Raw genomic sequence first — 13,156 nt, forward strand, 5'->3', positions numbered from 1 at the left:
TTGGTGGCACCAAGCAGTCCCATACTATGCCCGCCATCACGCAAGGCGGGCGAGGAGGACTACGCGTGACGACCGACCCCAACGACCAGCGGAACGCCCTGCGCGAAGCCGCGCTCCACTTCCACGAATTTCCCAAGCCCGGCAAACTCGAAATCCAGCCGACCAAGCCGCTGGGCAACCAGCGCGACCTGGCGCTGGCCTATTCGCCCGGTGTCGCGGCGCCCTGCGAGGAAATTGCCGCGCAGCCCGAGACGGTGGCGAAATATACCTCGCGGCAGAACCTCGTGGCCGTCATTTCCAACGGCACGGCCGTGCTGGGCCTGGGCAATATCGGGGCGCTGGCCAGCAAGCCTGTCATGGAAGGCAAGGCGGTCCTGTTCAAGAAATTCGCCGGGATCGATGTGTTCGATCTCGAGATCGACGAGCTCGATCCGCAGAAGTTCATCGATGCAGTGGCGCCGCTATGGCCGACCTTTGGCGGCATCAACCTGGAAGATATCCGCGCGCCGGACTGTTTCGAGATCGAGGAGGCGCTGCGCGAGCGCATGCCGATCCCGGTGTTCCACGACGACCAGCATGGCACGGCCATCATCGTCGGCGCGGCGGTGCTCAACGGGCTGGAGCTGAAGGGCAAGAAAATCGAGGACGTCAAGATCTGCGCTTCGGGGGCAGGGGCGGCGGCCATTGCCTGCCTCAACGTGCTGGTGGCGCTGGGCGCGAAATACGAGAATATCTGGGTCGCCGACAAGGATGGCCTGGTCACCCACAAGCGCAACGACGTCAATGACAAGTGGCGCGGGCAGTTCCGCCGCACCAGCGAAGCGACGACACTGGCCGAGGTGATCGAGGGTGCCGACGTGTTCCTCGGGCTTTCGGCGGCGGGTGCGCTCAGGCCGGACATGCTGGTGAAGATGGCGCCCAAGCCGCTGATCCTGGCGTTGGCCAATCCAAACCCCGAAATCACCCCGGAACTGGCCAAGGAGACCAGGGCAGACGCCATGGTCTGCACCGGGCGCTCGGACTATCCCAACCAGGTCAACAATGTCCTGTGCTTCCCGTTCATCTTCCGCGGGGCGCTCGATGTCGGTGCGACCGTTATCAACGAGGAAATGAAGCTCGCGGCAGTGCGGGCTATTGCCAAGCTGGCGCATGAGCCGGCGCTGGAAGTGTCGTCGTCGGGCGCGCCGGCCGTGTTCGGGCCGGACCACATCATTCCCAATCCGTTCGACCAGCGGCTGATGCTGCGCATTGCGCCGGCCGTGGCGCGGGCGGCCATGGATTCGGGCGTTGCCAAGAACCCGATCACCGACTGGGACGCCTATATGGACAGTCTCAACCGCTTCGTGTTCCGCTCGGGGCTGGTGATGAAGCCGATCTTCGACCGGGCGCAGGGACTGCAGAAGCGCATTGCCTTTGCCGATGGCGAGGATGAGCGCGTGCTACGGGCCACGCAGGTGCTGCTCGAAGAGAGCGTTGCGCGCCCCATCCTGATCGGCCGGCCGGCCGTCATCGAATCGCGCATCGAGCGTTTCGGGCTCAATTTGCGGCCGGGCGTGGATTTCGAGGTCATCAACCCCGAGGACGATCCGCGCTATCGCGACTATGTGAGCCTGTTCCATTCACTGGTCGGCCGTGACGGCGTAACGCCGGATACGGCACGGCAGGTGGTGCGCACCAATACGACCGTCATCGGCGCCCTGGCGGTGAAGCGGGGCGAGGCCGATGCGCTGATCTGCGGGTTGCAGGGGCGTTTCATCAAGCATGTCCGCGACATCCGCTCGATCATCGGCTTGCAGGACGGGGTGGCCGATGTTTCGGCCCTCTCCATGCTGATCATGCCGCGCGGCGCGTTCTTCCTGGCCGATACCTATATGAACCAGGACCCGACGGCGGACGAGATCGTCGGTATTGCGCTGCAGGCGCGCAACCACCTCAAACGCTTCAATATCGAAGCCAAGGTGGCGCTACTGAGCTATTCCAATTTCGGCTCACGCGAAGGGGACAGCGCGTTCAAGATGCGCGCCGCCTATGACAAGCTCAAACTCGTGGCGCCGGACCTGATCGTGGAAGGGGAAATGCAGGGCGACCTGGCGCTGAACCAGGGGCTGCGCGAACGCTATATTCCCGACAGCCTGCTGGGCGGGGAAGCGAACCTGCTGATCTTCCCCAATCTCGACGCGGCGAACCTCTCCATGACGCTGCTCAAGGAGATGAACAATGCGCTGTCGGTCGGCCCGATCCTGATGGGACCGAAATCGCCGGCGCATATCCTGGCGCCATCGACCACCAGCCGCGGTATCGTCAACATGGCGGCCATCGCGGCGACCGAAGCCATCGGAGCGGAAGGATGATCCGCCATACCGTGGTGTTTTCGCTGAGGCATGCAGCAGGCTCGGTGGAGGAGGGGGCGTTCCTGCGCGATGCCCTCGTGCTGGCCGCCATTCCGGGTGTCGAGAAGTTCGAACAGTTGCGGCAGGTCAGTCCCAAGAACGACTATGCGTTCGGCTTCTCCATGGAATTTGCCGACCAGGCGGCCTATGCGGGATATAACGACCATCCGGACCATGTGGCTTTCGTAAGGGACCGCTGGGTGCCGGAGGTGGAGCGGTTTCTGGAGATCGATTACGTGCCGGTGTGACGGCATGGCCGGATATGGCAACCCCCCGTTAAACCCTTGTCAGGCATAATGACCGGGTTCAATTCCGGTTAGCCCATGCCCACCCGTCTCAAACATCCTGCACTCTGGCGCCCGTTGGCACTGACCGTGGCGTTGCTCGGATTTCAGGGCTATCTCGGTTTTTCGGCCATTGGCGGGCAGTTCGGCATCGACAACCGGGCGCAAATCCTGCTCGATATCGACCAGCTCAAGGCGAAATCGGCGGCCTTGCAGGCCGAGATCGATGCTTACAGGCACCGGGCAACGCTGATGGATACGCGCCGGCTCGACCCCGATATCATCACTGAGCGGGCCCGTACCCTGCTGAATATGGCCAATGCAGACGATATTCTCGTCATGGTCGATCCGGTTTCGGGTGAACCACTTTCCGGTAAATTCGAAGAATTAGCCACAGATGAGTTAATGCGACTTATCGAAGCGGATTCAACGCTTTAGCTGCAATCCGCGGCCATTGCTGAGCATTGCTTTCTGCGCATTGCTTGCACTATGATGCGCAAGTGTGGCCAGATCGGGCCAGGCGGCAAATCCATTTCGATGCGGAGCGTTCCCTCATGGCGCGTAAGCCTGTGGCCAGCAAGGCCAAGACGCAATCCAACGTACCTGAATTCACTGGGGAACAGGACCTCGAAGCCTATCGCGAAATGCTGCTGATCCGGCGTTTCGAGGAAAAGGCCGGCCAGATGTATGGCATGGGGCTGATCGGCGGTTTCTGCCACCTCTATATTGGCCAGGAAGCGGTGGTGACCGGCGTCACCATGGCTTCGGAAAAGGGCAAGGACGCCCAGATCACCGGCTATCGCGACCACGGGCACATGCTGGTCATGGGGCTCGACCCCAAGGGCGTGATGGCCGAACTGACCGGGCGCCAGGGCGGCCTTTCCAAAGGCAAGGGCGGCTCGATGCACATGTTCAGCAACGAGCACAAATTCTATGGCGGCAACGGCATTGTCGGGGCGCAGGTTTCGCTGGGGGCAGGGCTGGCCTTTGCCGCGAAATATCGGGGTGACGGGTCGGTGAGCATCGCCTATTTCGGCGACGGCGCGGCCAATCAGGGCCAGGTCTATGAGAGCTTCAACATGGCCAAGCTGTGGAAGCTGCCTGTCGTCTTCATCATCGAGAATAACAAATACGCCATGGGCACCTCGATCGAGCGGGCCGCGGCGACCACCGATTTCTCCCAGCGCGGTCTCAGCTTCGATATTCCGGGCGAGCAGGTCGACGGCATGGATGTGCGCATGGTCTATGACGCGGCCCGTCGCGCCATCGAGCATGCCCGTTCGGGCAAGGGCCCGTTCATCCTCGAAATGCTGACCTATCGCTATCGGGGCCACTCGATGTCCGACCCGGCGAAATATCGCACCAAGGATGAAGTGACCAAGTACCGGCAGGAACGCGACCCGATCGAGCAGGTCAAGGCGCGGCTGATCGAGGGTGGTTTCCAGACCGAGGACGAACTCAAGAAGATCGAGAACGATATTCGCGCCATCGTCACCGAAGCGGCCGATTTCGCCACCAACGATCCGGAGCCGGATGCGTCCGAACTCTGGACCGACATCACTATCAGCGCCTGAGGCGAGCCATGAGCGCTCTGCTCGGCGTCATCGTGCTTTTTGCAGTGCTCACGCTGGTCGTGGCGGTCATCCAGGCTGTCGCCATCGTGCGGGCGGCGCCGGCCAGCGAGAAGCTGGCAGGGTTCATGCCGCTGGGCTGGTGGAAATTTTCCCAACTCGAAGCAAAGGCGGGACCGGCGGCGGCGCAGCCTCTGATTATCTACAAGCGGGCGGTGATCGCTTTCATCGTCTTCCTGCTGCTCGGCCTGATCCTGAGCGGCTGGGTTAACAGCCAGACGCCGGCCGTGGCCACTGCATCGGCCGAACCGCGGCTGATCAACGATCCGCGCGTCATACCCGCGCAATTCGCCCGTAATACCGATACAAGCCGTGTGGCCACCATGCCCGGCGCCCTTATCCTGGAGAGCTGATATGCCCCAAATCCTGATGCCCGCGCTGTCGCCCACCATGGAAGAGGGCAAGCTGTCCAAGTGGCTGGTGAAAGTCGGCGACACCGTCAAATCCGGCGATGTGCTGGCCGAAATCGAAACCGACAAGGCGACGATGGAAGTCGAGTCGGTGGATGAGGGCGTGGTCAAGGAATTGCTGGTCGAGGAAGGCACGGAAGGCGTGAAGGTCAATACGCCCATCGCGCTGGTGCTGGCTGAGGGTGAAACCGCCGAGGCCGCACCGGCCGCCAAGACGGTGCCGGAACCGGCCGAAGCGCCCGTCGTCCCGGCTGAAAAGGCCGCGGAAGCCGCGCCGTCCGCTGCTGCCGTACCGGCCGCACCGAAATTCGAGGCCCAAAGCGACCCGGACCTGCCGGAAGGCGTCGAAATGGTCGAAATGACCGTGCGTCAGGCGCTGAACGAGGCCATGGCCGAGGAGTTGCGCCGCGACAAGGATGTGTTCGTGATGGGCGAGGAGGTGGCCGAGTATCAGGGCGCCTACAAGATTACCCAGAACCTGCTGCAGGAATTCGGTCCCGAGCGCATCATCGACACGCCGATCACCGAGCATGGTTTTGCCGGGCTGGCTGTTGGCGCTGCTTTTGCGGGGCTCAAGCCGATCGTGGAATTCATGACCTGGAACTTCGCCATGCAGGCCATCGACCAGATCATCAACTCGGCGGCCAAGCAGCTCTATATGTCAGGCGGGCAGGTGAAGGCGCCGATGGTGTTCCGTGGCCCCAATGGTCCCGCCGCGCGGGTGGGCGCCCAGCACAGCCAGGATTATTCGGCCTGGTACAGCCATGTGCCAGGCCTGACGGTGATTGCGCCCTATAGCGCCGCCGACGCCAAGGGGCTGCTGAAGGCGGCCATCCGTTCGCCTAACCCGGTGGTCTTCCTCGAAAACGAAATTCTCTATGGCTCGACAGGACTGGTGCCCAAGGTCGATGACTTCCTGCTGCCGATCGGCAAGGCGCGTATTGCCCGCAAGGGTGCCGACGTGACCGTGGTCTCGTTCTCGATGGGGATGCGTTATGCGACGCAGGCTACCGAGAAGCTGGTGGCGGCCGGGGTCGATGTGGAGCTGATCGACCTGCGCACTTTGCGGCCGCTGGACAGCGATACCGTCGTCGAATCGGTCAAGAAGACCGGGCGGCTGGTGACGGTGGAAGAGGGCTGGCCGCAGGGCGGCATCGGCTCTGAACTGTCGGCGCGGGTGATGGAGCAGGCGTTCGACTATCTCGATGCCCCTGTCATGCGCGTTACCGGCAAGGACGTGCCGATGCCCTACGCCGCCAACCTCGAAAAGCTGGCGCTGCCGAACGTCGATGAAGTGATCGCGGCGGTCAATGCCGTGACGTATCGGAGCTGAGGCAATGGTGATCGTTGACGAGGCTTTCAACTTTCGATTTGAGCATGTGGGGCTGGACAAGACGGTAGTGGTAATTGTGCCGCCTTCGTATGTTGAGGACGTCTTGGGCTGCACCGGCAGCCAAGAAGAGCAGCGCGTTTGCGTCGAGAATAGTACGGATCAATTAGTCGCTGCAGCCTTGAGCAAATCTGAGGCTTGGGTTCAAGACAACGGGCGGTTCTATTGCCGCTTGCATAGCTAAGCGGAGAGAAGCGGATGCCAATCGATATCACCATGCCGGCGCTCTCTCCGACGATGGAAGAGGGCAAGCTTGCCAAGTGGCACGTCAAGGAAGGCGACAGCGTCTCCTCGGGTGACGTGATTGCCGAGATCGAAACCGACAAGGCCACGATGGAAGTCGAGGCCGTGGACGAGGGCAAGATCGGCAAGATCATGGTCGCCGAGGGCACCGAGGGCGTGAAGGTCAACGCGGTGATCGCCGTGCTGCTGCAGGAAGGCGAAAGCGCCGACGCGGTGGCGGCGCCCAAGGCGGCACCTGCCTCTGAAGCGCCGAAGGCGGAAGCACCCAAAGCTGAAGCGAAGGCCGAGGAAGCCAAGCCTGCCGCTGCTCCGGCGCCGGCTGCGCAACCCGCTGCTGCCCCCGCTCCGACCAAGTCCGAAGGCGGCAAGGTGTTTGCCTCGCCGCTGGCGCGGCGGCTGGCCAAGGAAGCCGGGATCGACGTGTCGACTATATCAGGCTCCGGCCCCAAAGGGCGTGTGGTGAAGTCGGATGTGGAAGCGGCCAAAACGGGCAAGGTACCGCTCAAGGCGGCTGCGTCGGCTCCTGCTTCGGCAAGCGGCGGTGCGGCGATGGCTGGGGGCATGACCAAGGCGCAGGTCTTGGCGCTTTACCCTGAAGGCAGCTACGAGCTGGTGCCGAATGATGGCATGCGCAAGGTTGTCGCGGCGCGGCTGACCGAGAGCAAGCAGACGGTACCGCATTTCTACCTGACGCTGGATTGCAAGATCGATGCGCTGCTGGCGGCGCGCGAGCAGATCAATGCCGCCGCGCCCAAGAGCAAGGATGGCAAGCCGGAATACAAGCTGTCGGTCAATGACTTTGTGATGAAGGCGTGGGCTGTAGCGCTACAGCGCGTGCCAGCCGCGAATGCGACCTGGGCAGTGGATTCGATCCTCTACCATAAGCGCTCGGATGTGGCGGTTGCTGTTGCGGTGCCGGGCGGATTGTTTACGCCCGTGGTCAAGAGCTGCGATACCAAGACGTTGCGGGAAATCTCCGAAGAGGTGAAGGACCTGGCGACGCGCGCGCGCGGCAAGAAGCTGGCGCCGCATGAATATCAGGGCGGGGCCTCGTCGGTGTCCAATCTGGGCATGTTCGGCATCAAGGAATTCGGCGCCGTCATCAACCCGCCGCACGGCACGATCCTGGCCGTGGGCGTGGGCGAGGAACGCGTCTATGCCGACAAGGGCGAGATCAAGATCGGCCAGTTCATGACCTGCACGCTGTCCTGCGATCACCGCGCCGTCGATGGCGCGCTGGGGGCGGAAGTGCTCGGCGTGTTCAAGGGGCTGATCGAAAATCCGGTCATGATGCTGGCCTAGGAGGCATCGCGCCATGAAAACCATCCTGGCCTATGGCGACAGCCTCACCTTCGGGTCCAATCCGCAGCCCGGCGGGCCGCGGCACGCCTATGAGGATCGCTGGCCGAGCGTGCTCGAGCAGGGGCTGGGCGGCAAGGGGCGGGTGATTGCCGAGGGGCTGGGGGACGGACCACGGCCTTCGACGACTGGACCGCCGATGCCGACCGCAATGGTGCGCGTATCCTGCCGACGCTGCTGGCCAGCCACGCACCGCTCGACCTGGTCATCATCATGCTGGGTACCAATGACCTGAAGCCCGCAGTCAACGGCAATGCGCTGACGGCGTCCTATGGCATGCGCCGGCTGGTGCAGATCACGCGTGGGCATTTTGCGATGCTCGAAGAGCCGGTGCCGGAAATCCTGCTGGTGGCGCCGCCGCTGGTCTGCGCCACCGACAATGGCGACATGATGGGCCATTTCGGTGGGCTCGAGCATGCCCTGACGCAGGCGGGCGAGTTGGCGCAGCACTATGCGCGCCGGGCGCAGGAATGGAATACCGGCTTCTTCGATGCTTCCACGGTCGCGCAACCCGACCCGCGCGACGGCATCCATCTCGACGCGGCCAATACACGCGCGATCGGCGAGGGGCTCGTGCCGGTCGTCAAATCCATGCTCGGCCTCTAGGCCGGGACAACAGACTTACTGGAGGCCCAAAATGGCTGACCAATACGACCTTCTCGTCATCGGCGCCGGCCCCGGCGGCTATGTTGCCGCCATCCGGGGCGCGCAGCTCGGCATGAAGGTGGGCATTATCGAGCGCGAACATATGGCGGGCATCTGCTCCAACTGGGGTTGTATTCCGACCAAGGCGCTGCTGCGCTCGGCCGAAATCTACGGCCATATGACCCATGCCAAGGACTATGGCCTGACCGCCGAAAAGTTCGGCGTGGATATCGACGGCGTGGTGAAGCGCTCGCGCGCCATTGCGGCGCAGATGAACAATGGCGTCCAGTTCCTCATGAAGAAGAACAAGGTCGACACCATCTGGGGCGAGGCGGTCATATCAAAGCCGGGTGAGGTCAAGGTTGCTCCGACCAAGAAGGCCATCCAGCAGCCGCAGGTGCCGCCGCCCAAGAATGCGCTGGGCGAGGGGACCTACAAGGCCAAGCACATCATCATCGCCACTGGGGCGCGGCCGCGCGTGCTGCCGGGTATCGAGCCGGATGGCGACAAGATCTGGACCTATTTCGAGGCGATGAAGCCGACTGCCATGCCCAAGAGCCTGGTGGTGATGGGATCGGGCGCCATTGGCGTCGAATTTGCCTCGTTCTATCGCTCGATGGGCGCCGAAGTGACGATCATCGAGCTGCTGCCGCAGATCATGCCGGTGGAGGATGCCGAGATTGCCGCACTGGCGCGCAAGCGGCTGGAAAAAGCGCGGCATCAAGATTCTGACCGATGCCAAGGTGGCCAAGGTCGAAAAGGGTAAGGACGGGGTTACGGCTCACGTCGAGCTCAAGGATGGCAGCAAGCAGCAGATTTCCGGCGAGAAGCTGATCTCGGCCGTGGGCGTGCAGTGCAATATCGAAAATCTCGGGCTGGAAACGCTCGGCGTGAAGACCGAGCGCGGGGCCATTGTCATCGATGGCTATGGCAAGACCAATGTGGACGGCATCTGGGCCATTGGCGACGTGGCCGGGCCGCCCATGCTGGCGCACAAGGCCGAGCATGAGGCAGTCATCACCGTCGAGAAGATTGCCGGCATGAAGGTGCACGGGCTGGACAAGACCAAGGTGCCGGGCTGCACCTATTGCGAGCCGCAAGTGGCGAGCGTGGGGCTGACCGAGGCCAAGGCCAAGGAAGCGGGGCGCGAAATCAAGGTCGGGCGGTTCCCGTTCGTGGGCAATGGCAAGGCGATTGCCCTGGGCGAGCCCGATGGGCTGGTGAAGACCATTTTCGATGCCAAGACCGGCGAATTGCTGGGCGCGCATATGGTGGGCGCCGAGGTGACCGAGCTGATCCAGGGTTTCGTGATCGCCATGAATCTCGAGACCACCGAGGAAGAACTGATCCACACCATTTTCCCGCATCCGACGCTGAGCGAGACGATGAAGGAAAGCGTGCTGGACGCTTATGGGCGGGCGCTGAATATCTGAGGCTGGTGCTTCGACCTCGTCCTTCGACAGGCTCAGGATGAGGTCTACTGAAATTCCGAGTAGCCCTCATGGTGAGCTTGTCGAACCACGAGGGCGTGCCACGGAAGTAAAGGAGTTATCCACATGGTCAAGGCGATCCAGATCGGCCTGGGACATTGGGGATTCAGTTGGACGAAGGAAGTTATCCCCAAAGTTCCCAGCATTCACATGGTGGGCTATGTGGACAGCAATCCCGAGGCCATCAAACGGGTGCAGGATGAACTCGGCATCGAGGAGAAGCGGTGCTTCCTGAGCCTCGATGAGGCGGCGCAGGGCGTGGAAGCCGACCTCGCGATCTGCACGCTGCGCACCGAGGCGCATTATCCGGTGGTCAAGCGCTGCCTCGAGCTGGGTTTCAACGTGATCGTGGAAAAGCCGTTTGCCACAACCATCGCGCAGGGCAAGGAACTGGTGGACCTGGCCAAGGCCAATGGCCGCGTGCTGATGGTCAGCCAGAATTACCGCTTCCAACCGGCGCCGATTGCGGCGGCTGAGTTGATCGGGGCACAGAAATTCGGGCCGGTAAACCTGGTGTCCATCGACTTCCGCCGGCATGCGCCGAGCCAGGGCTACCGGTATTGGGATATGCCCGATCCGCTGCTGGCCGATATGTCGATCCACCATTTCGACCTGATGCGCATGGTGTTGAACGACAATCCCAAGCGGGTGTCGTGCCGCACCTGGAATCCGGCAGCCAGCCCGTTCGGGCATCATCCGATCGGGGTGGCGACGCTGGAATTCGAGAAGGGCACGATCGTGTCCTATCGCGGCAGTTGGATGAGTTCCGGCCCGGTGACGCCGTGGTCGGGCGAATGGACGATGGATTGTTCGGAAGGCGAGATCATCTGGAGTTCGCGCGACCATTTCATGGGCAAGGCGGGGCCGGACAAGCTCAGCCTGCGCGAGCGCGACGGGGAGGCGGTGGCCTTTCCGCTCGACAGTATCGAATTCGCCGACCGGACGGGGACACTGGCCGCTATCGCCAAGGTGATCGAGACCGGTGCGATTCCTGCCCGTTTCAGCTCGGGTGAGGATAACCTGCATTCCCTGGCGCTGGTGCAGGCGACGATTCTGTCGGCTTCGCGCGGCGGCGACTGGGTTGAGATTGCGGAGGTGCTGCAATGAGTGTCGGAACGACTGAACTGCTGATCTTTCTCGGCATTGGGCTGGTGGCCGGATGGTTGGCCGGGCTGGTGCTGGGTGGCGGTGGATTGCTGCGCAACCTGATTGTCGGCGTCATCGGCGCCTTTGTGGGCGGCTGGCTGCTGTCGGCGGCCAATATTTCGCTGCCCATCGGCAATGCGCTGGTGAGCCAGATTATCACGGCGACTATCGGAGCGATTGTCGTCATTGCGGTGGCGCGGGTGATCGCGCGCTGAAGCAGGGGCTTGAAGGGCGCTCGACGAGACGCAATATCCCGTCGAGAGTTTGCGAGGGCACAAGAATGGCATTACCGGAACGGCAAAGTACGGGTGGAGGCTTCACCATGGGTGGCAACAATAATCGCGCGATCCTGGTGTTTCTCGGAATCGGCATCGTGGCGGGTTTCCTCGCCAGCCTTATCGTCGGAGGCGGCGGGCTGATCACTTACCTCATCAGCGGTGTGATCGGTTCGTTCGTGGGAGGGTATCTGTTCACGGCGCTGCGGATCGACCTGGGTATCCGCAACGATCTGGTGCGCCAGATCGTGACTTCGACGGTCGGCGCCATCATCGTCGTGATCATTGCACGACTGATTGCATAAGGACTCCACTTCCGTGGTCACTCTGATCGACAATTCCGCGCTCAAGCCGCGTCACCCTGAAAAGGCCAACCGGCCGGACAGCGTGGTTTTGCGCAAGCCGGACTGGATTCGCGTCAAGGCGCCGGGCTCCCCGGTCTACAAGGAAACCCAGCAGATCGTGCGCGAGAACAATCTCGTCACCGTCTGCGAGGAAGCCGGTTGCCCCAATATCGGGGAATGCTGGTCCAAGAAGCATGCGACCATGATGATCATGGGCGAGATCTGCACCCGCGCCTGCGCCTTCTGCAATGTGCGCACCGGCCTGCCGGGGCCGCTCGACGTCAACGAGCCGGAGAATGTCGCCAAGGCTGTCGAGAAGCTCGGGCTCGAGCATGTCGTCATCACCTCGGTGGATCGCGACGACCTGGCCGATGGCGGGGCGCAGCATTTTGCCGACGTGATCCTGGCGATCCGTGCGCGCAATCCCCGGACGACCATCGAAATCCTGACGCCGGACTTCTTGCGCAAGGAAGGTGCGCTGGAAATCGTGGTGGCGGCCAAGCCTGACGTATTCAACCACAATCTCGAAACGGTGCCGTCGAAATATCTGAAGGTGCGCCCGGGCGCCCGCTATTTCCACTCGATCCGGCTGCTGCAGAAGGTCAAGGAACTTGATCCGACCATGTTCACCAAGTCGGGGATCATGGTGGGGCTGGGCGAGGAGCGCAACGAAGTGCTGCAGCTCATGGACGACCTGCGCTCGGCCGATGTCGATTTCCTGACCATCGGGCAATATCTGCAGCCGACCAAGAAGCATTATCCCTTGCAGCGGTTCGTCACGCCGGACGAGTTCAAGTCCTATGCCACGGTGGCGACGGCCAAGGGATTTGCGCTGGTATCGTCCAGCCCGCTGACCCGCTCGTCGCACCATGCCGGCGAGGATTTCGCGCGGCTCAAGGCGGCGCGGATGGCGAAGCTGGGGCATTGATGAAGCGTTTCTTCGAGCGGCATGTGCCGCATCTGCCGCAGCGCATGTTCGAGATCGTGGCCGATCTCGGGGACTATCCGCGCTTCATTCCCAACTGCAAGGCGATGGATGTTCGCAAGGATCCGGCGGCGGGGGATGCGGATGTGCGGCTGGCGAAGATGACGCTCTATTTCGGGCCGATCACGCAGGCCTATACCAGCCGGGTGACGCTGGACCATCATGCACTGACCATCGCCGCCAAGGCCGTGGATGGGCCTTTTGCCTATCTCGACAGTGTCTGGAGCTTCGAGCCCGAGGGCATGGGGACGCGGGTGCGTTTCGAGATCGACTTCAAGATTTCCAATCCCTTCATCGCGGCAGTGGCCGAGCCGGCTTTTGCGGCCAAGCAGGATGAGATCATCCAGGCCTTTGCGGATGAGGCCGATCGGCGATACGGGGAGTAGGGCTTTACTCCTCTACCTGGAACTGGTGCTTGTGGCTTACCCCCACCCTCATTCCCTCCCCACAAGGGGGAGGGAAGCCTGGCCGGTGGACGATGTGGTATTGGACCACTGACGTCGCCCATGCGCCTCCCTCCCCTTGATGGGGAGGGATCGAGGGTGGGGTGACGGGAGCCACAGA

General features: G+C 62.5%; 13 protein-coding genes and 2 pseudogenes. All 15 read left to right on the plus strand.

Going from position 1 to position 13,156, the window contains the following annotated elements; genetic code table 11:
• Window positions 1-65 precede the first annotated feature (65 nt).
• The 15 genes and pseudogenes from NVV79_RS14870 (at window position 66) to NVV79_RS14940 (ending at window position 12,978) form a co-directional block, all read left to right on the plus strand.
• Window positions 66-2,351, plus strand: a complete 2,286-nt coding sequence (locus tag NVV79_RS14870) for an NADP-dependent malic enzyme (RefSeq protein WP_303991109.1) — start codon at window positions 66-68, stop codon at window positions 2,349-2,351.
• Window positions 2,348-2,638 (plus strand): Dabb family protein, encoded by a 291-nt coding sequence (locus NVV79_RS14875; protein ID WP_303991111.1) that lies wholly within the window; start codon window positions 2,348-2,350, stop codon window positions 2,636-2,638. The genes NVV79_RS14870 and NVV79_RS14875 overlap by 4 nt, the downstream gene beginning before the upstream one ends.
• 75 nt (window positions 2,639-2,713) lie before the next feature.
• Complete coding sequence (locus NVV79_RS14880) at window positions 2,714-3,112, plus strand: septum formation initiator family protein (RefSeq protein ID WP_303991113.1); 399 nt, start codon at window positions 2,714-2,716, stop codon at window positions 3,110-3,112.
• 116 nt (window positions 3,113-3,228) lie between these two features.
• Entirely contained in the window at window positions 3,229-4,248 is a 1,020-nt protein-coding gene (gene pdhA, locus NVV79_RS14885; protein ID WP_303991115.1) for a pyruvate dehydrogenase (acetyl-transferring) E1 component subunit alpha, read from the plus strand.
• A gap of 8 nt (window positions 4,249-4,256) precedes the next feature.
• On the plus strand, window positions 4,257-4,658 hold the full coding sequence (locus tag NVV79_RS14890) for a hypothetical protein (protein WP_303991117.1): 402 nt from the start codon (window positions 4,257-4,259) through the stop codon (window positions 4,656-4,658).
• 1 nt (window position 4,659) lies between these two features.
• Window positions 4,660-6,048: a pyruvate dehydrogenase complex E1 component subunit beta gene (locus tag NVV79_RS14895; RefSeq protein WP_303991119.1), complete on the plus strand. Its 1,389-nt coding sequence runs from the start codon at window positions 4,660-4,662 to the stop codon at window positions 6,046-6,048.
• Between the two features lie 4 nt (window positions 6,049-6,052).
• Window positions 6,053-6,289, plus strand: a complete 237-nt coding sequence (locus NVV79_RS14900; protein WP_303991121.1) for a hypothetical protein — start codon at window positions 6,053-6,055, stop codon at window positions 6,287-6,289.
• A gap of 14 nt (window positions 6,290-6,303) precedes the next feature.
• Window positions 6,304-7,650 (plus strand): pyruvate dehydrogenase complex dihydrolipoamide acetyltransferase, encoded by a 1,347-nt coding sequence (locus NVV79_RS14905; protein WP_303991123.1) that lies wholly within the window; start codon window positions 6,304-6,306, stop codon window positions 7,648-7,650.
• A 13-nt stretch (window positions 7,651-7,663) separates the two neighbouring features.
• A pseudogene (locus NVV79_RS14910) lies at window positions 7,664-8,313 on the plus strand (SGNH/GDSL hydrolase family protein).
• A gap of 31 nt (window positions 8,314-8,344) precedes the next feature.
• Window positions 8,345-9,785, plus strand: a pseudogene (lpdA, locus tag NVV79_RS14915) (dihydrolipoyl dehydrogenase).
• A gap of 123 nt (window positions 9,786-9,908) precedes the next feature.
• Window positions 9,909-10,949 carry a Gfo/Idh/MocA family protein gene (locus tag NVV79_RS14920; protein WP_303991126.1) on the plus strand — a complete coding sequence of 347 codons (1,041 nt, stop codon included), beginning with the start codon at window positions 9,909-9,911 and terminating at the stop codon, window positions 10,947-10,949.
• Window positions 10,946-11,203, plus strand: coding sequence for a GlsB/YeaQ/YmgE family stress response membrane protein (locus NVV79_RS14925; protein ID WP_056251535.1), 258 nt, complete (start codon window positions 10,946-10,948; stop codon window positions 11,201-11,203). Before NVV79_RS14920 ends, NVV79_RS14925 begins: the two co-directional genes overlap by 4 nt.
• Before the next feature lie 107 nt (window positions 11,204-11,310).
• On the plus strand, window positions 11,311-11,568 hold the full coding sequence (locus NVV79_RS14930) for a GlsB/YeaQ/YmgE family stress response membrane protein (protein WP_056230536.1): 258 nt from the start codon (window positions 11,311-11,313) through the stop codon (window positions 11,566-11,568).
• A 13-nt stretch (window positions 11,569-11,581) separates the two neighbouring features.
• Window positions 11,582-12,535, plus strand: coding sequence for a lipoyl synthase (gene lipA / locus NVV79_RS14935; RefSeq protein ID WP_303991129.1), 954 nt, complete (start codon window positions 11,582-11,584; stop codon window positions 12,533-12,535).
• A complete protein-coding gene (locus tag NVV79_RS14940; RefSeq protein WP_303991131.1) occupies window positions 12,535-12,978 on the plus strand; it encodes a type II toxin-antitoxin system RatA family toxin in 444 nt (147 codons plus the stop codon). Before lipA ends, NVV79_RS14940 begins: the two co-directional genes overlap by 1 nt.
• Window positions 12,979-13,156: the final 178 nt, after the last annotated feature.

Source organism: Devosia ginsengisoli (assembly GCF_024707105.1).
GTDB classification, from domain to species: Bacteria; Pseudomonadota; Alphaproteobacteria; order Rhizobiales; family Devosiaceae; genus Devosia; species Devosia ginsengisoli_A.